The sequence below is a fragment of the Pseudomonas sp. P5_B2 genome (genome assembly GCF_056400445.1).
On the sequence record NZ_JBFULH010000041.1, the window covers coordinates 1 to 20,795 of the forward strand.

A 20,795-nucleotide genomic window follows, 5' to 3' on the forward strand; every position below is an offset into this window, starting at 1 on the left:
GGTGCTGCTGGATCTCGGATTGCCCGGCAAAGACGGGCTCGATGTGCTCGATGTCATACGCGGCCGCAACAACTCGGTTCCGCTGCTGATCATCACGGCAAGAGACAGTCTCGATGATCGCCTGCGCGGCCTCGACGGCGGTGCTGACGATTTCTTGCTAAAGCCCTTCGCGATGGCAGAACTGCTGGCCCGCATGCGCGCTGTGCTACGCCGTAAAGGCGGCAGCGCCCAGTCACTGCTGGACAACGGTGTGGTGTCACTGGATCTGGTCTCCAAACAAGCCAGTACCGTCGACCTGCCCGATGTTCAGCTTTCCAGCCGTGAGTTCGCCCTGCTGCAGGCCTTGTTGATCCGGCCTGGCGCCATTCTCTCTCGCAGCGAACTTGAAGACCGGATTTACGGTTGGGGCAATGAAGTGGAAAGCAACGCGGTGGAGTTTCTGATTCACGCACTGCGGCGCAAATTGGGGAACCATGTCATCAAAAACGTCAGGGGAATGGGATGGATGGTTTCAAAAAGCACTTGAGCGAATCGATACAGGTACGGCTTTCTGTAACGCTATCGCTGGCCATCCTGATCGTGGCGGCGCTCGCCGGTGTTTTCGCGTTCGTCTCCGCGCTGAACGAGGCACACGAGATGCAGGATGAGACCCTGCGTCAAGTGGCCGTTCTTTTTGAGCGGCAGCAAATGACCCTGCGTTACCCTGCGGGTGAGCCGATCGTTGGCGACGACGAAGAATCCAGGGTCATCGTGCAATACCTGGCCGACAGCAGCAAAGCGACGGGCGCTGACGACGCAAGAATACCGCTGCCCTTCCCCACAACGCTGGCCGATGGTTTGTCGACCATAAACATCGCGGGAGAAAACTTTCGTGTGCTGATCCGAACCACACTCCGTGGCGAGCGCATCGTTGTCGCCCAAGAAGCCGACGTGCGTGACAAAGAGGCACGCGAGAGTGCCTGGCGCAGTCTGTTGCCATTTCTCATTTTGTTTCCGGTGCTGTTGCTGGTGGTGGGCGATCTGGTGCGCAAACTGTTCCGGCCCATCGCGACTCTCTCGAAGGAAATCGATCAGCGCGATGAACAAGCACTGCACCCTATCGATGAAAACCACCTGCCGACCGAGATCCGTCCTTTCGTCGTAGCGATCAATCGATTATTGGCGCGCGTCGCGCAGTCCATGGAAGCCAAGCGTCGCTTCATCGCCGACGCAGCCCACGAACTGCGCTCGCCAATGACAGCCCTGTCACTGCAAGCCGAGCGACTGTCCACTACCGAAATGTCGGCGTCGGCCTATGAACGTTTGTTGCCGTTGTCCCGGGGAATAGAACGCAGTAGAAAACTGATCGATCAGCTGCTGGCCTTGGCCGCCGCACAATCGAGCCCGGATCGATCACAGGCATCCGTTTCAGTCCATGACGTCTATCGACGGGTATTAGAGGACCTGCTGCCGCTGGCAGAGCGCAAGCGCATCGATATCGGTGTTGAAGGCATCGAAGATGTACAGGTCAACATCAACGAAATGGATCTGTTCATCCTGGTCAAGAATCTGGTGGATAACGCTATCCGTTATACCCCCGTCGACGGACGAGTCGACCTGACGATCGCGTTGGCGCAAGACACTGTGACCCTTCAAGTCCAGGACTCCGGCCCAGGCATCAGCGCAGAAGAACAACTATTGGTGTTCGATCCGTTCTACCGCAGTTTGGGAACCGATGAAACAGGCTCCGGGCTGGGTTTGTCCATCGTCAAGGCGATAGCCGATCGTACGGGCGCGCGCATCCGACTGAGTTTTTCAGATGAGGTGAAGCAGAGCGGATTATGTGTTTCGGTCTGCTTGAAAAGAGCTAAACCGTGAAGCTTATTCAAACGTGCCTGTGCGCACCTCGCCCTGGCTGACGTAACGAGCGATCAGCACACCGCCAGGCGTACTGATCGAATGCGCCAGCGTGAACGCCAACGCTTGCGCCGTGTCGTCGAACAAGCGCTTGCCGCGGCCCAGCACCACCGGGAAAATCATCAGTCGGAGTTCGTCCACCAACCCGGCGGCAAGCAATTGGCGCACCAGATCGCCGCTGCCCTGGGTCAGGAGATCGGCGCCGTGCTCGTGTTTGAGCGCGTGTATCGCGTCGGTCAAATTTCCCTGCAAAGCGTGGCTGTTGTGCCAACCAAGCGTATCGGGGTGATGCGTAGCGACGTGCTTGGGCACGCTATTGAACAGGTCAGCGATGGCGTGGTGGTTTGAATCGGCCTGTCTGTGCGGCCAGTACGCGGCAAAAATGTCGTAGGTGCGCCGCCCCAGCAGCAACTCGAACTGTTTCGCGAACAGGTCCTGAATGGCCTGGCCGGAGACGTTGTCGGCGTAGGGTACGATCCAGCCGCCATAGAGGAATTCGCCGCTGGTGTCCTCTTCAGGCCCGCCGGGCGCTTGCATAACGCCATCCAGACTCATGAATGCAGCAACGGTGAGCTTGCGCATAGCCTTCTCCCAGTAAGTACTCGTACAGGGAACGCCTGAGGTCAAACGCGATTCATCAGATTGATTCCCTGAAGGATAGTCGAATGGAGTACTGGGAAATCGACAAGGCCGACCACCGAGCGGCGAAAGAGATGTGCTCCGTTTCGACTTTCGATTTGCTCAATTGCGAGGCACTTCTATATTGAGGGGGTGCTCTGAACTTCCTGCCTCCTGTTGAGCTTTGGCCCATGGCAAATACTGATCAATTGATCATCTGCGAGCACTGCGACTGTGTGTATGAAAAAGTCACGCTCGTTGAACACCAGAAAACCCTGTGCACGTGCTGCGGCGCCGTGTTGCAGCGCCATAACCGCTTGACGGTGGAACAACGACTGGCACTGACCTGTGCGGCCTTGATGCTGTGGATTTTCGCCAACGTTTATCCCGTCATGACCATCAGCCTGAAAGGCATTAAAAACAGCGCAACCCTGTGGGATTCGGTATTGGCCTTGAGTCATGGGCCGATCACCTTTATCGCGTTGGTCGCGGCGATTGCGATGATCATTGCACCGATTTTCCAACTGCTGCTGCTGATCTGGGTCCTGGGTTTCGCCCTCTCGCACCAACGCTCGCCCGGTTTTAAATTCTGCATGCGCTGGCTTGAAGCGCTCCGGCCCTGGAGCATGCTGGAGGTGTGTTTTCTGGGGGCGATGGTCGCGGTTATCAAACTCGCCGGATTTCTTCACGTACTGCCGGGCATCGGCCTGTTTGCCCTGGCCGTGCTCAGCCTGGTGGTGATCCGCATCGCCGGGCGCGATATCCRTGAATTATGGGACATTTTATGAACATGCCCCCGGCCGCCAGCGATCTCAACCTGTGCCTGTGTCATAGCTGCAGCATGACCTGCGACATGACCGACAATCCGCACGAATGCGAACGCTGTGGCGCTCCGTTGCATCGGCGTAAAACCAATTCGCTGGCCCGTACGTGGGCCTTTATGTTCACGGCACTGGCTTTTTACGTACCGGCCAATCTGTTACCGGTCATGAACACCAAGATGCTCGGCAACGGCGCCGACAGCACGATCATGAGCGGCGTACTGGAATTCTGGGCCGCCGGTGCCTGGGACATCGCGCTGATCATTTTTATCGCCAGCATCGCGGTGCCGGGCATCAAGTTCGTAGCCCTTACGTTTTTGCTGATGTCCGTGCATCGCAGCAGCCTCTGGGCGAGCAAGGAGCGGTCGCAGTTGTACCGCTTCGTCGAGGTCATCGGTTATTGGTCAATGCTCGACGTGATCGTGGTGGCTCTGGTGGCCGCACTGGTGAAATTCAAAGCCCTGGCCGACATTGAACCGCGTGCGGGCATTCTGTTTTTTGGTTTGGTGGTGGTGTTCACCATGTTGGCGGCAATGAGTTTCGACCCGCGCCTGATTTGGGATGAAAAGCGGGAAAACCCACAAAACGAGGAGGTCATGGATGAAGTCGCAAGCCACTGAAGGGCCACAAGCCCCCGGCCAGGCCCCAATCAAGACTGGTCGCAGCGTTTCGCTGGTCTGGATCGTCCCCATTGTTGCGGTATTGGTGGGTTTATCACTGGTAGTCCACAGCATCTTGCAGGAAGGCCCGACCATCACTGTCATGTTCAAGACCGGTGATGGCCTGACAGCCAACAAGACCGAGGTCAAATACCGCAGTGTAGTCATCGGCCAGGTTTCGGATGTGGAGCTGAGCAGCGACCAGAAGAGTGTCAGCGCCACGATCAAACTGACCAAACAGGCCGAAGGTTTCACCCGCTCAGACTCGCAGTTCTGGGTCGTGCGTCCGCGTATCGGTGCCGGCGGGGTCTCGGGGATCGATACATTGCTGTCAGGGGATTACATCGGCGCCGATATCGGTCAAGCCAATGGCCGCGCGAAAAACTTCAAGGGCCTGGAAATCCCGCCGGCCATTACCTATGGCGAACCGGGCAAACGTTTCACCTTGCACACGCAGGATTTGGGGTCGCTGGACGTTGGCTCGCCGGTGTACTACCGCAAGATTCCGGTCGGTCAGGTGGTGGCCTATGCACTGGACCCGGATGGCAAAGGGGTGAACATTGACCTGTTCATCCACGCGCCCAATGACCAGTACGTCACTGAAAACACCCGGTTCTGGAATGCCAGTRGCGTGGACGTGAGCGTCAATGCCAACGGCATTGACGTCAGGACTGAGTCTTTATCCTCCCTGCTGGTGGGCGGTATCGCCTTCCGCGCGCCGGAATACAGCCCGGACGACAAACCTGCCCCCGAAGAGTATGCCTACGAACTGTTCGAGAATCAGCAAAGCGCCCTCGCACCACCGAATGGCAAGGCACAGTTCCTGGCCTTGCGTTTCGATCAGGCCATGCGTGGGCTGAAGGTCGATGCGCCGGTGGAATTCCTGGGCATAGAAATCGGCAAGGTGGTGTCGGTCAATCTGGATTTCGACGAGAAAAAGCGCAGTTTTCCGGTCAGTGTCGGCATCGTGATCTACCCGCAGCGCCTGGGTCAGGCCCACACCAAAATGATCAAGTCGCTCAATCATGACCCCAATGACGAAGCGGCAGGCGTGCGGATGATTGGTTCCTTCATCGACAACGGCCTGCGCGCCCAGGCCCGCACCGGCAACTTGTTGACCGGCCAGTTGTACATCGCCCTGGACTTCTACCCTAAAGCAGACAAAGTGGTCTTCGATGCGACCGCGCGCCCAGTCATGATCCCAACCATTCCGGGAAGCCTCGAACAGTTGCAGGAAAAACTCGAATCCATGGTCGACAAGGTCAACAAACTGCCGATCGAGCGCATTGCAGGCAATCTCGACAGCAACTTGGTGGAACTGCGCAAAGGGCTGGGGAAATTCAACAGCACGACACTGCCCGGCGTAGATACCGCCCTGTCGGACGTCAGCAAGACTTTGTTGTCGGCCAACACGACCCTGCAATCGGCTAACGCCACGCTTGCCGATGGTTCACCATCGCGGGAAAAACTCGGGCAGACCCTGGGTGAGCTGGAACGTACGTCGCGAGCATTGCGTGAGCTCGCGGATTACCTGATCCGGCATCCGGAAGCACTGCTTCGCGGTCGACCTGACAATCCCGCGGCAAAGGACCTGAAATAATGACCGTGCAGCAGAAGAAAGGAGCAACATCCATGGCCTTTTCGCCGAAGCTCACCTTGGTCGCTGCGCTCCTGCTGCTCGCGGCCTGCCGCAGTGAACCTGTTCACTATCACACCCTGATGCCAGCGCACACAGGTAGTGCAACGCGCAGTAACACGGTGGTCATCGAGATTGAGAGCCTCAGTTTACCGGCGCAGGTCGACCGGCCACAGGTGGTTATTCGCCAAGGCAACAGCGGCCTGGTGTTGCTCGAATCCGAATGGTGGGGGGCGTCGCTGGGAGAGGAGTTCCGAAGTGCCCTGATGGATCAACTGGCCAACCTCAACCCCCAGCGCAAGCTGTCGTTGCGCCTGGATGTGCTGCGTTTTGACTCCTTTCCCGGGCAATACGGGCTGATTGATGTGACCTGGCGCTTGCGCCCAGCCAGTGAAGTCAATGACGTCAATGGCACGTCCCTCACCTGCCGCAGCATCCTGCAAACGCCTTCGGGGGGGACCATCGAAGACCTGGCCCTGGCCCAGCAGAATAACGTCAAGCGCCTGGCTGCGCTGATCGGCCAGGCCGCCAAGGGGACACAACAGAGTTGCCCTCCCTCCAGCTAATTCCACTTCCCCACTCCCGGTAGTGTTCAGCGGTGCCCTGTCTCCGCTGACTCAACACCCGCCTATCGACACTCACTGAGTGTCTTCAAATCCTCAGGCAAGGTGCTGAAGGCCTGCTAACCTGAATGAAAATGACATGTATTAACGGTTTCTTTGACGTTTTTTTCTCATATTGCGTTTTACATTCCCTGCGCCTCAAAACATGCAAATGGTTCGCATTGATTCTCCGGTGAATCGGCGTGCATGACTTCTAAAAAGAACAGGAGCTGCCCCCCAGAATGACGCCCTCTATCCCTTCGTTCCTCAAAACAGCACTGCTGACCACTGCCCTGTTGAGTGCCGGACACGTCTATGCCGCTGATACCGACGGTATCGTGGTCTACAACGCCCAACACGAGAGCCTGACCAAGGCCTGGGTCGAGGGGTTCACCAAGGAAACCGGGATCAAAGTCACCGTACGCAACGGCGATRACACCGAGATGGGCAACCAGATCGTGCAGGAAGGTGCCGCCTCCCCGGCCGACGTATTCCTGACCGAGAACTCCCCGGCCATGGTGCTGGTGGACAAAGCAGGTCTGCTTGCACCGGTAGCGCCCCCGACCCTGGAGCAAGTGGAAGCGGCGTATCGTCCGGCGGATGGCAAATGGGTCGGGATCGCCGCACGCTCCACGGTGTTCGTCTACAACCCGAGCAAACTGCCTGCAGCCGATCTGCCAAAATCGTTGATGGACCTGGCCGGGCCAAACTGGAAAGGCCGTTGGGGCGCCTCACCCGCCGGTGCCGACTTCCAGGCCATTGTCGCCGCAGTGCTTGAGCTCAAGGGCGAAGCGGCCACCTTGGAGTGGCTCAAAGGAATGAAAGCCAATTACACCGCCTACCGTGGCAACAGCTCTGTCCTTAAAGCTGTCAACGCGGGCCAGGTCGACAGCGGCGTGATCTATCACTATTACAGCTACGGCGACCAGGCCAAGACCGGCGAGAACAGCAAGAACACCGCCCTGCACTACTTCAAGCACAAGGACCCGGGCGCCTTTGTCAGCGTCTCCGGGGGCGGCGTTCTGGCGTCCAGCAAACACAAGGAAGACGCTCAAGCACTACTGAAGTGGATCACCGGCAAGGATGGACAGAAAATCCTCGAAACCGGTAAATCGTTCGAATACGCCGTGGGCAAGAACGCACCTTCCAACCCTAAACTGGTGCCTTTGCAGCAGCTCGACGCGCCGACAGTCGACGCCTCAAAACTCGACAGTAAAAAAGCCGTGGAGCTGATGACTCAGGCAGGACTGCTCTAATTGATGCCAGAAACCCTGCCAGGGGGTGTCGCCACGGCGATACCCTCGAACTTGCGACGACGCTCCCGGGGTGCCTTCGCCGGTCGCGGTGGCGCGTGGGTGATCGGTTTGTCCGTGCTGATCTCGCTCCTGTCGCTGCTGCCGATAGCCTTTGTGATCGGCGTGTCGATCCAGACAGGCTGGGCGGCCATTGTGCCGCTGGTCTTTCGACCTCGTGTCGCTGAATTACTGATCAATACCGTATTGCTGGTGGTGATCACCATTCCCCTGTGCATCATGCTCGGCCTGGCGCTGGCCTGGCTGACCGAGCGCACCAACCTGCCGGGCCGACGCGGGTGGGCGCTGCTGGCGACGGCGCCTCTGGCCGTGCCGGCCTTCGTTCACAGCTATGCGTGGGTGAGTCTGGTGCCCTCGATTCACGGGTTGCCTGCGGGTGTCCTGATCTCGGTCATCGCCTACTTCCCGTTCCTGTACCTGCCGATTGCTGCCACCCTGCGCCGGCTCGACCCGGCTATTGAAGACGTTGCCGAATCCTTGGGGCTCAAGCCGTGGGCGGTTTTTTTCCGCGTGGTACTTCCGCAACTGCGCCTGGCCATTTGCGGCGGAGCGTTGTTGGTGGGCCTGCATTTGCTGGCCGAATATGGCCTGTACGCGATGATCCGCTTTGACACCTTCACCACGGCGATCTTCGACCAGTTCAAATCCACCTTCAACGGCCCGGCCGCCAACATGCTGGCCAGCGTGCTGGCCCTGTGTTGCCTGGCGATGCTCACCGCCGAGTCCGCCGCTCGCGGCACGGCGCGTTACGCCCGGGTCGGATCGGGAAGCGCTCGCACGCAGCGGGTTGTGCGCCTGTACTGGGAAGCAAAAATGCTTGGCCTGGCGCTGCAAGTCTTCACTTGCGCAATGGCGCTGGGTGTACCGTTGATCACTCTGGGCAAGTGGCTGATCGCGGGCGGCTCAGAGGTCTGGCAACCGGACGAACTGATGCCGGCGCTGCAACAGACACTGCAGTTCGGCGCAATGGGCGCGGTCCTCACCACCTGCGCCGCGATCCCGATTGCCTGGCTGTCGATTCGCTCTCCAGGCCGCTTGCAACGGATATTGGAAAGCTGCAACTACATCACCAGTTCGTTGCCCGGGATTGTCGTCGCCCTGGCCCTGGTCACAGTTACCATTCATTTCGCCCGGCCGATTTACCAGACCACGCTCACCGTGCTGCTGGCGTATCTGCTGATGTTCCTGCCCAGAGCCCTGGTAAATTTACGGGCGGGAATTGCCCAGGCACCGGTGGAACTGGAAAACATCGCACGCAGCCTCGGCCGCTCGCCCGGCCGGGCATTGTGGCTGATCACGCTGCGCCTGGCCGCACCGGGGGCGGCCGCGGGTGCTGCGCTGGTGTTTCTGGCCATCACCAATGAGCTCACCGCCACGCTGTTGCTCGCGCCCAATGGGACGCGCACCCTGGCCACCGGTTTCTGGGCCATGACCAGTGAAATCGACTATGCCGCTGCCGCTCCCTATGCCCTGTTGATGATCCTGCTGTCGCTGCCGCTGACCGGACTTCTTTATCACCAATCCAAACGAACGGCTGGCCGATGAACGCTCTTGAACTGTATGCCATATCCAAGTCTTACGGCGACCAAAAGGCGCTGGAGGGCATCAACCTGTCGGTGCCCGCCGGCAGCCGGACGGTGATTGTCGGCCCATCCGGCTCGGGTAAAACCACCTTGTTGCGGATGATTGCCGGCTTCGAGTTCCCCGACTCCGGCCGACTTTCACTGAATGGCCAGACGCTCGTCGACGCCACTCACGAGGTGCCGGCCCATCAGCGCCTGATTGGCTACGTTCCCCAGGACGGCGCCTTGTTCCCGCACATGACCGTGGCCGCTAATATCGGATTCGGGCTTTCGGTCAAGGGCGGCGAGAAAAACCATCGTATCGCTGAGCTGATGGACAGCGTGGCCCTCGATGCAAGCATGGCCCACCGTTGGCCCCATGAGCTCTCGGGCGGCCAGCAACAGCGCGTGGCACTGGCACGAGCATTGGCGCAACAACCGCGCCTGATGCTGCTCGACGAGCCGTTTTCCGCCCTCGATACCGGTCTGCGAGGCGCCATGCGCAAAATGGTCGCCCGGCTGCTGTCCGATGCCGGCGTCACCACCATCCTGGTCACACATGACCAGAGCGAAGCACTGTCGTTTGCCGATCAACTGGCAGTCATGCGCGGTGGTCGGCTCGTGCAATCTGGCCATCCACTGGATCTGTACCGCTACCCCGACGACGAGCAAACCGCGCTGTTTCTTGGGGATGCCGTGGTCATGCCGGCCAAAATCGAAGCCGGCTGGGCGCACTGCGACCTCGGCCGGATACCGGTGAACAACCACCGCAACAACCATTCAGCGCAGATCATGCTGCGCCCCGAACAATTGCAGCTCGTCAGCATCCAGCCGAGCCCCACCGAAGTGGTCGGGTGTCGCGCCGTAGTGACTGATCGCGACTTCAGCGGCAACACCTGCACATTGACCGTGGAACTGCAGCACCCAACTTCGGGTGATAAATCCGGCCGGTCATTAACCGTGCGCGGGTCGGGTATGTATGCCCCGCCTGCCGGCAGCGCAGTGCATGTCTCGACCATCGGCCATGCCCATGTGTTCAGCGAGTCGTAACGTTAAAGATCAAAGCGATCCACTGCGCGGCGTCGCTCATTGTCGTCTCGCACATCGTAATTGGCGGTCGTCTGAATATTGCTGTGATGCGCCAGTTTCTGGGCGATCGACAAATCGTGTTCTTCGATAACGCGGGTGATGAACGAACGCCGAAAATCATGCGGCATGATCTTCACTCCCACTTCGGCCCCTCGCTGACGGGCAATGTAGTAGATCGCATGCTTGGTAATGCGCTCGCGAGTGATGTGGCTGCCACGACGGATACGGTTGAACAGAAACGGGTCGTCCACCTCACCTTCCTTGAGCTGTGATCGACGAAACGCCAGCCAGTCCTCCAGTTTGGCCAGGGCCCAGGCCGGCGCGTACTTGATCAATTGCTTGTTGCCCTTGGCCGTGACCCGCAGGCTGCGCTCGGCAAAATCGACCTGTGACAGATCCAGGTTCACCGACTCCGACTTGCGCATGCCCGAACCATACAAAATTCCGATAATCGCCGCGTCACGCAATCCTTGTGGCCGCGGATCGGCGGCACACACCGCCATCAATTCCTGGATCAACGTACGCCGCAAGTTACGTCCCTGGGACAATCGGGTGCCGGCAATCCCTTTGACCGAGCGCATTTTCAGCAGATGATCCTGAGAGATCAGGCTCATGCGCCACGCCTCATTCATTACCCCGCGCACCGCGTTTACATACAACGAAGAGGTGTTGGGCGCATAACCGTCTTCGCGTAACGCCGCGACCAGCGCTATAACATTTTCTGGCTGAAGCTGATGCCAGGGAATTTCTTCGAGGTTCATGTCGTCGAAGCCCAAACGGTCCGCGGCATCCTGCAAGACATAGCGCATGGTCAACTGACTGGAAGGTGCAAGCCGGGCCAGGTACAAGGTCAACGGGTTGGTCATTGAAGCAACAGGTGGGGTAACAGGTAAGTCAATCAAACGAGAAGGCCTTGAGTGAAAACAATGCAGTAATACAACTAAGGATTTAAAACATCCCTCATATACAGCGAAGACTTTTGTAGGACTATTCTTATGAAGGCGCGATGAGCGGCAAGAGTCTGAACAGCGAGTGTATAACCCTCAGATAAACGAATTGCCTACCGGGTTTTCATGTTCCTTTCACGAAATTGAGCTTACCCTCAATGAGCCGCGAGGGTCCCTCACAAGCCTCCAACGTGCCAACCGGAAACGAAAAAGTCAACTGATACGGTTTGTCATGTTTTTTGTGTAACCGATTGAAGCAGCTTGATTTTTATCGACTACGCTAGTTTTTAATTCAGAATATCCAGTAGCGCTGAGTGTCAATTCAAGCCCGAGGTTCTAATGAGTCAGGCGTTTTTTCCCATCATTCAGCTGCACATTTACCTGCCCGACACCGAATGGAGTTCGGCGCGGCGGTGTTCGATTCCCTTGTTTCCCGACATGACCACCGATGACGCCAATCATGTGGTCGATGCCATTGAAAACGTTATGGACAGAGCTCAGTGAAACCTTACCCAATCCGTTGCGTATCGATTGTTATTCCGGTCTACAACGAACAAGACAGCCTGCCTGAGTTGCTGCGGCGGACCGAAGCGGCGTGCCGGCAGTTGCACCACGAATACGAAATAGTCCTGGTGGACGACGGCAGCCGCGATAATTCGGCGCAAATCCTCGAAGAGGCTGCCAATCGCGAAGGCAGCCCGGTAGTCGCGGTCATCCTCAACCGCAACTATGGCCAACACGCGGCAATCATGGCCGGTTTCGAACACTGCAAAGGTGATGTCGTCATCACCCTTGATGCCGACCTGCAAAACCCGCCCGAAGAAATTCCGCGCCTGGTTGCCCAGGCAGAGCTCGGTTATGACGTGGTCGCCACCGTGCGCAACAACCGTCAGGATTCCGCCCTGCGTCGCTGGCCGTCGAAACTGATCAATATGGCCGTGCAACGCTCGACCGGCGTTGCCATGAGCGATTACGGCTGCATGCTGCGCGCCTACCGCCGGACCATCGTCGACGCGATGCTGGCCTGCCGCGAACGCAGTACCTTCATCCCGATCCTGGCCAACAGTTTTGCCCGGCACACCACGGAAATCCCGGTGTTGCATGCCGAGCGTGAACACGGCGAATCCAAATACAGCCCCATGCGTCTGATCAACCTGATGTTTGACCTGGTCACCTGCATGACCACTACACCTTTGCGGCTACTGAGCATCGTCGGCTTCGCCATGGCCGGCCTGGGTGTGGTGTTTGCCACAACGTTGATCTTCCTGCGCCTGGTGTTCGGCGCTGAATGGGCCGGTGATGGTTCGTTCGTGCTGTTCGCCGTGCTGTTTGTATTCACGGGTGGGCAATTCATCGGCATGGGCTTGCTGGGCGAGTACCTGGGACGCATGTACAGCGACGTCCGCGCCCGCCCCCGATTCTTTGTCGAAAAAGTTTTGCGTAGCCAACCCGCCGCGCCCGCTCCCGTTGTCACGGTTGACGGTCTCACTTCCACTTCTTCCGATCAGGTTCTCTCATGAGCGTAAAAGCTGTTGTCTTCGCGTACCACGATATTGGCTGTGCAGGTATTGAATCCCTGCTCACGTCCGGCATCGAGATTGCCGCCGTGTTTACGCATGCCGATGATCCGAAAGAAAACGCCTTTTACGGTTCCGTTGCACAGTTGTGTGCCCAAAAAGGCATCCCGGTGCACGCCCCTGAAGATGCCAACCACCCGCTGTGGATCGAGCGCATCGCCAAACTCAACCCCGACTACCTGTTCTCTTTCTACTACCGCCACCTGTTGAGCGAACCATTGCTGGCCACCGCCCGCCAGGGCGCATTCAACCTGCACGGCTCGTTGCTGCCACGCTACCGTGGCCGCGCACCGGCCAACTGGGTGTTGGTGAACGGCGAAACCGAAACCGGCGTGACCCTGCACCGTATGGTCAAACGTGCCGACGCCGGTGCGATCATCGCCCAGCAACGGGTTGCCATTGAGCGCAGCGACACCGCACTGACCCTGCATGGCAAATTGCGCGTGGCCGCCACTGACCTGTTGCGTGACACCCTGCCAGTCTTGCTGCAAGGCAAAATCACCGAAACGGCTCAGGACGAATCCAAAGCCACGGTGTTTGGTCGCCGTACAGCGGCTGACGGCAAATTGCTCTGGAAAAAGCCGGCGCAAGAACTGTTCAATCTGGTCCGCGCAGTGACCCAGCCGTATCCGGGCGCGTTCTGCGACGTGGGCGAGCACAAGCTGATTGTCTGGAGCGCCGAAGTTGCCAAGGGCAATGAAGGCCTGGCACCAGGCCGAGTGATCAGCGTCAACCCGCTGCGCATCGCTTGCGGCGAAGACTCGCTGGTGATCACCGCCGGTCAACGCAATGACAACGGTCTGTATTTGAGCGGCCCGCAACTGGCCAACGAGTTGGGCCTGGTCGACGGCTCGGTGCTGCGCGGCGCCGAATCCGGGCGTAAACCACGCCGCACCCGAGTGCTGATCCTCGGCGTCAACGGCTTCATCGGCAATCACCTGTCTGAGCGCTTGCTGCGCGATGACCAGTATGAAGTTTACGGCCTGGACATCGGTTCGGACGCCATCGACCGCCTGCGCAGCCACCCCAACTTCCACTTCGTCGAAGGTGATATCAGCATTCACTCCGAGTGGATCGAGTACCACATCAAGAAGTGCGACGTGGTCCTGCCGCTGGTGGCCATTGCCACACCGATTGAATACACGCGCAATCCACTGCGGGTATTCGAACTGGATTTCGAAGAAAACCTGAAACTGGTTCGCTACTGCGTCAAATACAACAAGCGCGTGATCTTCCCGTCGACCTCGGAAGTCTATGGCATGTGCCAGGACCAGAACTTCGACGAAGACACCTCCAACCTGATTGTCGGCCCGATCAACAAACAACGCTGGATCTACTCGATCTCCAAGCAATTGCTCGACCGGGTCATCTGGGCCTACGGCCAGAAAGGCCTGAACTTCACTCTGTTCCGCCCTTTCAACTGGATGGGCCCACGCCTGGACCGTCTGGACTCGGCACGTATCGGCAGCTCCCGGGCCATTACCCAGTTGATCCTCAACCTGGTGGAAGGCACGCCGATTCGCCTGTTCGATGGCGGCGAGCAAAAGCGTTGCTTCACTGACATCGCTGACGGCGTAGAAGCCCTGGCGCGGATCATCGACAACGAAAATGACGCCTGCAACGGCCAAATCATCAACATCGGCAACCCGGAAAACGAAGCGAGCATTCGCCAGTTGGGCGAAGAACTGCTGCGCCAGTTCGAAGCTCACCCGCTGCGCGACAACTTCCCGCCGTTTGCCGGTTTCCGTGACGTAGAAAGCAAAGCGTTCTACGGCGCCGGCTACCAGGACGTGTCCCACCGCAAACCAAGCATCGCCAACGCCAAACGTCTGCTGGACTGGACGCCAACCGTGGAGATGAGCGAGACCATCGGCAATACGCTGGACTTCTTCTTGCGCGAGGCCATGCTCGAAATCGCGGATCACTCTACCGAAAAAGCACGCTAATGCAGGCAGGTCTTCGAATCGATGTCGACACCTACCGAGGCACCCGTGAGGGGGTGCCCCGGCTGCTGGAAATCCTCGATGAGGCGCAGGTCAAGGCGACGTTTTTCTTCAGCGTCGGGCCGGACAACATGGGGCGCCACTTGTGGCGCCTCATCCGCCCGCAATTCCTCTGGAAAATGCTCCGTTCCAACGCTGCCGGATTGTATGGCTGGGACATTTTGCTGGCCGRCACCGCCTGGCCGGGCAAACCGATCGGCCGGGACTTGGGCCATTTGATGCGCCAGGCTCAAGCCGCCGGGCATGAAGTCGGTCTGCACGCCTGGGATCACCATGGCTGGCAGGCTAACGCCGGACGCTGGAGCGACGCACAGCTGATCGAGCAGATCCGCCAGGGCGTCGATACGCTCAGCGATATCCTCGGGCAAAAGGTCACCTGTTCGGCCGCTGCCGGTTGGCGCGCGGACGAGCGGGTGATCGAAGCCAAAGAAGCGTTCGGCTTTCGCTATAACAGCGATTGCCGGGGGCGCAGCCTGTTTCAGCCGACCCTGGCCGGCGGTGGTTTGGGTGCGCCGCAAATACCGGTGGACCTGCCGACCTTCGATGAGGTGGTCGGCCCAACTGTCGCAGCCCAGGACTTCAACGCGTTCATTCTTGAGCGCTTTTCCCCCGACAAACTCAACGTCTACACCATTCATGCTGAAGTAGAAGGGATTCTGATGGCCAACGATTTCCGTCAACTGCTGGCCGATGCACGCCAGCGTGACATTCATTTCCAGCCGTTGGGCAACTTGCTGCCCGACACCCCCAACACCTTGCCCACAGGGCGCGTCGTACGCGGCGCCCTTGAAGGTCGCGAAGGCTGGTTGGGAGTACAAGGAGCATGAGCAAACGCTGGGCATTACCCCTGCTGCTGGTCCTGTTCGTCCTCGCCTATCTGCTGCCGCTGGGCACCCATGGTTTATGGATTCCGGACGAAACCCGCTATGCGCAGATCAGTCAGCACATGCTCCTGAGCGGTAACTGGGTGTCGCCGCACTTCATGAGCGTGCGCTATTTCGAGAAACCTGTGGCCGGTTACTGGATGATCGCTGCCAGCCAGGCCATGTTCGGTCAGAACCTGTTTGGCGTGCGGTTTGCCTCGGCCTTGAGCCTGGGCCTGAGTGTATTGCTGTGTTTCCTGATCGCCCGCCGGATGTGGAACGACCCGCGCAAGAGTTTTGCCTGCGCCCTGCTCTACATGAGTTTCAGCGTCATCGCCGCACATGCCGGTTATGCCAACCTTGATCCGCAATTCACCTTTTGGGTCAACCTGAGTCTGGTGGCTTTATGGTTCGCGCTGGACAGCGCCACCCGTGGCCAAAAGCTCATCAGTTGGGCGGTGCTGGGGCTGGCCTGCGGCATGGGGTTTATGACCAAGGGGTTTCTCGCCTGGTTGCTGCCGGTGCTGGTGGCCCTGCCCTATATGGTCTGGCAAAAACGCTGGAAAGAACTGCTGATCTTCGGCCCTGTGGCGATTGTCGTGGCTGTCGCGATATGCCTGCCCTGGGCATGGGCGGTTCACTCGCAAGAGCCCGATTACTGGAGGTTCTTTTTCTGGCACGAGCACATTCGTCGCTTTGCCGGTGACGACGCTCAGCATGACGAGCCGTGGTGGTACTACCTGCCATTACTGGTTGCCTTCAGTATGCCGTGGATGGCGTTGTTGCCGTCAGCACTGAAACAGGCCTGGCAAACCCGACGTCAGTCCAGCATCGGCTTTTTGTTGCTGTGGATGCTGATGCCGCTGATATTTTTCAGCATCAGCAAAGGCAAATTACCGAGTTATATCCTGCCGTGCCTGCTGCCATTGGCCTTATTGCTGGGAAATACGCTGGCCGATCGACTCAAGCTTGAACAGGGACGGCTGCTGGGGCTCAACGGCTTGCTGAACCTGATACTAGGGCTGGTTGTCCTGATTGCCCTGGTCTACCTGCAACTGAAAAAGCCACTGTACGACCATGAGCTGCACAACCTGGTGCTGGTCTTCATTGGCTTGATCGGCTGGATCATGGCCAATTTGCTGCAAGCCTTCAGGCCGCTGCAATGCTGGGCCGCACCGGCGTTCGGCAGTTTGCTGATGGCCAGCTTGATCCCGGCCGGCCTGCCCAATTCGGTGGTCGCCAACAAGACACCTGACCAATTCATCCTCCATCACATGGATGAACTGGCGCAAACCGGCAAACTGCTGAGCAACGATCTCGGTGCCGCATCGGCGCTGGCCTGGCGCATGAAAAACCCGGACGTGTCGCTGTACAACTCGATAGGCGAATTGAAATACGGTCTTGCCTATCCTGATTCGGCACAGCAGCTGGTCAGCGTCAATCAGGTTCATCAGTGGATGCTCGATGCCCGCCGTAGTGGTTCGGTCGGTGTGGTCATGCGGGTCAAGGGTGAAGGTGAATTGCAGGAAATCGAACGATTGCCCAAGGACGGTAAACGCTACGAACAGGGCAATCTGGTGATTCTGATTTTCCCTCAGGACCCGTCATGAGCCTATTGCTGGTTCTGGTCGCGTGCCTGTTGACCTGTCTGGGCCAGATCGCTCAGAAATACGCGGTCGAGAGTTGGCGCGGTCAGGCTTCAACTTTGACCGAAAAACTGCGCTCGCCATGGCTGTGGCTGGCGCTCGCCTCGCTGGGATCGGGCCTGCTGGTCTGGCTGCTGGTGTTACAGCGCCTTGAAGTCGGCATTGCCTACCCGATGCTGAGCCTCAATTTTGTGCTGGTCACGCTGGTCGCCCGTTTTGTCTTCCATGAAACGATTGATCGCCAACACTGGTTGGGTGTGGCACTGGTGATCAGTGGCGTGGTTCTGCTGGGGCAACACGCATGACCCTGCGTCGCGGAATCACCTTCGCCCTGGGCAGCGTGCTGCTGGTCAGCACCGCGCAGTTGGGCATGCGCTGGAGCATGACGCGCCTGCCCTCCCCCGACCATTGGTTAACAGCCAGCATCGACCCGGTCGCGATAGTGGTGGTACTAAGCGCCATAGTCGCCTACGCCCTTTCGATGCTCTGCTGGCTGGCCGCCCTGCGCGACCTGCCATTGGGTCGGGCCTATTCGCTGCTAAGCATCAGCTACGCGTTGGTCTACTTGCTGGCCGCCAGCCTGCCGCTGTTCAACGAAACGTTCAGCCTTTCAAAAACCCTCGGGGTGGCGCTGGTCATGCTCGGGGTCATCATCATCAACTCTCGTTCAGTTCGCGCAACCGAACTCAGGGATGCGTCATGAAAATCAGTGTATTTGGTAGCGGTTATGTGGGCCTGGTCCAGGCAGCGGTCCTGGCTGAAGTCGGTCACGATGTGATCTGCATGGACATTGATGAGAAGAAAATCGCATTGCTGCAACAAGGCCACGTGAGCATTTTTGAACCGGGGCTCGCCAGCCTGGTACGCGACAGCCTGGAAGCCAAACGGCTGCAATTCACCACTGACGAAAAACTGGCCGTGCAGCATGGTCAAGTGCTGTTTATTGCGGTGGGTACGCCGTCCCGGGACGATGGCTCGGCAGATTTGAGCTACGTGATGTCGGTCGGCGACGCCGTGGCGCGGCACCGAGAACAGCCAGTGATTCTGGCGGAGAAGTCCACGGTACCGGTGGGCACCGGCGATGCGTTGCGCGCGCATATGGACAACTGCCTGGTCAAGATCGGCCGCGAACTGCAGTTCGATATCGTCTCCAACCCCGAGTTTTTGAAAGAAGGCTCCGCTGTCGCTGACTGCCGACGCCCCGACCGAATCATCATTGGCTGTGAACGTGACGAAGTCCGCGAGGTGATGCGCGACCTCTATGCACCGTTCAACCGTAACCATGATCGCGTCATGTTCATGGACCTGCGCAGCGCCGAGCTGACCAAGTACGCCGCCAATTGCATGCTGGCGACCAAGATCAGCTTCATCAACCAGATCGCCGAACTGGCCGAACACTTGGGCGCCGACATCGAAGCGGTGCGCCTGGGCATCGGCGCCGACTCGCGCATCGGTTACCACTTCATCTACGCCGGTTGTGGTTATGGCGGTTCCTGTTTCCCTAAAGACATGCGCGCACTGATTCACAGCGCCCAGCAAGCGCACTGTTCCAGCGACCTGCTGCAAGCAGTGGAAGCGATCAACGAGCGCCAGAAGCACAAGCTGTTCGAGCGGATCAACGCGTTCTACCGTGGCGACCTGCGCGGCAAGACCTTTGCCGTCTGGGGCCTGGCATTCAAGCCCAACACCGATGACATGCGCGATGCACCGAGCCGGGTCCTGCTGGAGTCACTCTGGGCAGCCGGGGCCAACGTGCGAGCGTACGACCCGGAAGCCATGCAGGAAACCCAGCGGCTGTACCCTGACGAGACGAAACTGATGTTGATGGGCACACCCGAATCCGTCCTGTCGGGCGCCGACGCCTTGATCGTCTGCACCGAGTGGCAACAGTTCAAGGCGCCGGATTTCGACCTGATCCAGCAGCGCCTGAACGCGCCGGTGATCTTTGACGGACGCAACCTGTACGACGTCGAACGCCTTGAACGCAGCGGTTTCAAATACTTCCCGATGGGCCGTGGCGAATCGCGCAACTTGCCGATTCCACATCAGCAATGGCCTGCTGATTCTGCCGTTGTTTGATCGCTTGATCACCGCTTGGTGGCTGGCTTGAAGTTGGCGTTGCATGGACGGACGCCATCGCGAGCAGGCTCGCGATTGGCCACGACTCGGTCTAGCGCCGAACACTAGAGAATCTGAATAAGGACATTTGCCCCCCAACGTGGCCACTTACACGCTCTTTATCCGCCGATTGATGATCGTGTCCCTGACGATTGTCATCAGTCGCGCCCTCATCAGCCCGCTGCTCACGCTGTTCCTGAGCAATAAACTCGGCCTCAACCAACAGGACGTTGGTCTGCTGCTGGGTATCGCGGTGTTCACCGCCACCCTGCTCGCGCTTTATGGCGGTTACATCATCGACCGCCTCGATAAACGCCGGTTGCTGATCCTTACCATGCTCTCCAGCGCCATCGGCTTTGTGCTGCTGACCTTTGCCGAAAACCTCTACCTGACCACCGCCACGCTGGTAATTACCGAAACCGCTTCAGCGCTGTTCCTGATCGGATCGAAAGCAGTCCTCAGCGAAAACTTGCCCATCGGCCAGCGCGCCAAGGCTTTTTCACTAGGCTACACGTTGACCAACATCGGCTATGCCATCGGGCCGATGCTCGGCGTGGTGATTGCCGGCGTGTACCCGACTGCACCGTTCCTGATTGCCGGCGGCATCGCATTTTTCAGTATTTTCCTGATGGTCGGGATACCCAAGGACTCGGCCCCGGCGCCCGCTATCGGCCAGCCCCAAAGCTTTCTCAAGACGCTGATCACCCTGAAGAACGACCGCACGCTGATCATGTTCACCTGTGGCTGCCTGCTCAGCACCGTCGTGCACGGCCGATTCACCCTTTACCTGTCGCAGTACTTGCTGGTGACCCACGATTCACAACGGACCATGGAAACCATGGCCGCCCTGCTCGCCTGCAACGCCATCAGCGTGATCCTGTTGCAATACCAGATCGGTCGGTTCCTCAAACGCGAACAACTCCGTTACTGGATCGCCGGCGGCACGAGCCTGTTCATCGTCGGGTTGATTGGTTTCAGTGTGGCTGACAGCCTGATTTCGTGGTGCGTGGCCATGTTCATCTTCACCCTTGGCGAAATGATCATTTACCCCGCCGAGTTCCTCTTTGTCGACACCCTGGCTCCGGAAGAACTGCGCGGTAGCTATTACGGTGCGCAAAACCTCGCAGCGCTCGGCGGCGCATTGAGCCCGGTGATCTGCGGTTTCCTGTTGATGCACACCCCCGCGCCTACGATGTTCTATGCCCTGAGCGCACTGGCAGCATTGGGTGGGTTTTTYTGCTTCATGAGTGGACGGCGCGTTGCGACACTGCAAAATTAATGCACTCAATGTTCATTAATATGAATTTGTCATTGACCGGGATCATCGTCACACTGTGCCGCGTTCCTCCCCCAATAGTTGGAACAACTTCAAGGGCTTTCTGGGTATCCCAGCCAAGCCTTTTTTTTTGCTCAAGTTTTTGCCTACGGATCGATTTCTTCATGCT

At 58.6% G+C, this 20,795-nt stretch carries 20 protein-coding genes and 1 pseudogene; 18 read left to right on the forward strand and 3 right to left on the reverse strand.

Annotation, left to right across the window (positions count from 1 at the left end; translation table 11 throughout):
- Both AC1DRJ_RS06950 and AC1DRJ_RS06955 read left to right on the forward strand, forming a co-directional pair.
- On the forward strand, positions 1-526 hold a 526-nt coding region (locus AC1DRJ_RS06950), incomplete at its 5' end, for a winged helix-turn-helix domain-containing protein (protein ID WP_477801453.1).
- On the forward strand, positions 502-1,857 hold the full coding sequence (locus AC1DRJ_RS06955) for an ATP-binding protein (RefSeq protein ID WP_477801454.1): 1,356 nt from the start codon (positions 502-504) through the stop codon (positions 1,855-1,857). The genes AC1DRJ_RS06950 and AC1DRJ_RS06955, both read left to right, overlap by 25 nt.
- A 3-nt stretch (positions 1,858-1,860) precedes the next feature.
- Here the strand turns inward: AC1DRJ_RS06955 and AC1DRJ_RS06960 are convergent, their stop codons facing one another.
- Complete coding sequence (locus AC1DRJ_RS06960; RefSeq protein ID WP_477801455.1) at positions 1,861-2,478, reverse strand: dihydrofolate reductase family protein; 618 nt, start codon at positions 2,476-2,478, stop codon at positions 1,861-1,863.
- Positions 2,479-2,705: 227 nt separating this feature from the next.
- On the opposite strand from AC1DRJ_RS06960, the gene AC1DRJ_RS06965 reads away from it, so the two are divergent.
- From AC1DRJ_RS06965 to AC1DRJ_RS06995, 7 genes are all read left to right on the forward strand, one after another.
- Positions 2,706-3,302: a paraquat-inducible protein A gene (locus AC1DRJ_RS06965; protein WP_477801456.1), complete on the forward strand. Its 597-nt coding sequence runs from the start codon at positions 2,706-2,708 to the stop codon at positions 3,300-3,302.
- Positions 3,299-3,955 (forward strand): paraquat-inducible protein A, encoded by a 657-nt coding sequence (locus AC1DRJ_RS06970; RefSeq protein WP_477801457.1) that lies wholly within the window; start codon positions 3,299-3,301, stop codon positions 3,953-3,955. The genes AC1DRJ_RS06965 and AC1DRJ_RS06970 overlap by 4 nt, the downstream gene beginning before the upstream one ends.
- Entirely contained in the window at positions 3,936-5,594 is a 1,659-nt protein-coding gene (locus AC1DRJ_RS06975; RefSeq protein WP_477801458.1) for a PqiB family protein, read from the forward strand. The genes AC1DRJ_RS06970 and AC1DRJ_RS06975 overlap by 20 nt, the downstream gene beginning before the upstream one ends.
- A 32-nt stretch (positions 5,595-5,626) precedes the next feature.
- Positions 5,627-6,196 (forward strand): PqiC family protein, encoded by a 570-nt coding sequence (locus AC1DRJ_RS06980; RefSeq protein WP_477790152.1) that lies wholly within the window; start codon positions 5,627-5,629, stop codon positions 6,194-6,196.
- Between the two features lie 278 nt (positions 6,197-6,474).
- Positions 6,475-7,488 (forward strand): iron ABC transporter substrate-binding protein, encoded by a 1,014-nt coding sequence (locus tag AC1DRJ_RS06985; protein WP_477801459.1) that lies wholly within the window; start codon positions 6,475-6,477, stop codon positions 7,486-7,488.
- Positions 7,489-7,491: 3 nt separating this feature from the next.
- Entirely contained in the window at positions 7,492-9,090 is a 1,599-nt protein-coding gene (locus AC1DRJ_RS06990; RefSeq protein WP_477801460.1) for an ABC transporter permease, read from the forward strand.
- Entirely contained in the window at positions 9,087-10,157 is a 1,071-nt protein-coding gene (locus AC1DRJ_RS06995) for an ABC transporter ATP-binding protein (protein WP_477801461.1), read from the forward strand. Before AC1DRJ_RS06990 ends, AC1DRJ_RS06995 begins: the two co-directional genes overlap by 4 nt.
- Before the next feature lie 2 nt (positions 10,158-10,159).
- Here the strand turns inward: AC1DRJ_RS06995 and AC1DRJ_RS07000 are convergent, their stop codons facing one another.
- Entirely contained in the window at positions 10,160-11,062 is a 903-nt protein-coding gene (locus tag AC1DRJ_RS07000) for a site-specific integrase (RefSeq protein ID WP_477801462.1), read from the reverse strand.
- 453 nt (positions 11,063-11,515) lie between these two features.
- Here AC1DRJ_RS07000 and AC1DRJ_RS07005 point away from each other — a divergent pair.
- The 9 genes and pseudogenes from AC1DRJ_RS07005 to AC1DRJ_RS07045 form a co-directional block, all read left to right on the forward strand.
- A pseudogene (locus AC1DRJ_RS07005) lies at positions 11,516-11,647 on the forward strand (DegT/DnrJ/EryC1/StrS family aminotransferase); the annotation flags it as partial.
- Positions 11,644-12,663: an undecaprenyl-phosphate 4-deoxy-4-formamido-L-arabinose transferase gene (arnC, locus tag AC1DRJ_RS07010; protein ID WP_477801463.1), complete on the forward strand. Its 1,020-nt coding sequence runs from the start codon at positions 11,644-11,646 to the stop codon at positions 12,661-12,663. The pseudogene AC1DRJ_RS07005 and the gene arnC, both read left to right, overlap by 4 nt.
- Positions 12,660-14,666 carry a bifunctional UDP-4-amino-4-deoxy-L-arabinose formyltransferase/UDP-glucuronic acid oxidase ArnA gene (gene arnA, locus AC1DRJ_RS07015; RefSeq protein ID WP_477801464.1) on the forward strand — a complete coding sequence of 669 codons (2,007 nt, stop codon included), beginning with the start codon at positions 12,660-12,662 and terminating at the stop codon, positions 14,664-14,666. The genes arnC and arnA overlap by 4 nt, the downstream gene beginning before the upstream one ends.
- The gene (arnD, locus tag AC1DRJ_RS07020; RefSeq protein WP_477801465.1) at positions 14,666-15,550 is read left to right on the forward strand and encodes a 4-deoxy-4-formamido-L-arabinose-phosphoundecaprenol deformylase; all 885 of its coding nucleotides are present in this window, start codon (positions 14,666-14,668) and stop codon (positions 15,548-15,550) included. The genes arnA and arnD overlap by 1 nt, the downstream gene beginning before the upstream one ends.
- Positions 15,547-17,196: a lipid IV(A) 4-amino-4-deoxy-L-arabinosyltransferase gene (gene arnT / locus AC1DRJ_RS07025; RefSeq protein ID WP_477801466.1), complete on the forward strand. Its 1,650-nt coding sequence runs from the start codon at positions 15,547-15,549 to the stop codon at positions 17,194-17,196. The genes arnD and arnT overlap by 4 nt, the downstream gene beginning before the upstream one ends.
- The gene (arnE, locus tag AC1DRJ_RS07030; protein ID WP_477801467.1) at positions 17,193-17,537 is read left to right on the forward strand and encodes a 4-amino-4-deoxy-L-arabinose-phosphoundecaprenol flippase subunit ArnE; all 345 of its coding nucleotides are present in this window, start codon (positions 17,193-17,195) and stop codon (positions 17,535-17,537) included. Before arnT ends, arnE begins: the two co-directional genes overlap by 4 nt.
- On the forward strand, positions 17,534-17,935 hold the full coding sequence (gene arnF, locus AC1DRJ_RS07035) for a 4-amino-4-deoxy-L-arabinose-phosphoundecaprenol flippase subunit ArnF (protein ID WP_477801468.1): 402 nt from the start codon (positions 17,534-17,536) through the stop codon (positions 17,933-17,935). The genes arnE and arnF overlap by 4 nt, the downstream gene beginning before the upstream one ends.
- Positions 17,932-19,311, forward strand: a complete 1,380-nt coding sequence (locus tag AC1DRJ_RS07040) for a UDP-glucose dehydrogenase family protein (protein ID WP_477801469.1) — start codon at positions 17,932-17,934, stop codon at positions 19,309-19,311. Before arnF ends, AC1DRJ_RS07040 begins: the two co-directional genes overlap by 4 nt.
- A gap of 139 nt (positions 19,312-19,450) precedes the next feature.
- The gene (locus tag AC1DRJ_RS07045) at positions 19,451-20,629 is read left to right on the forward strand and encodes an MFS transporter (RefSeq protein WP_477801470.1); all 1,179 of its coding nucleotides are present in this window, start codon (positions 19,451-19,453) and stop codon (positions 20,627-20,629) included.
- On the opposite strand, the gene AC1DRJ_RS07050 is transcribed toward AC1DRJ_RS07045, so the two are convergent.
- On the reverse strand, positions 20,592-20,795 hold a 204-nt coding region (locus AC1DRJ_RS07050), incomplete at its 5' end, for a hypothetical protein (protein ID WP_477801471.1). The two genes, AC1DRJ_RS07045 and AC1DRJ_RS07050, sit on opposite strands and share 38 nt — an antisense overlap.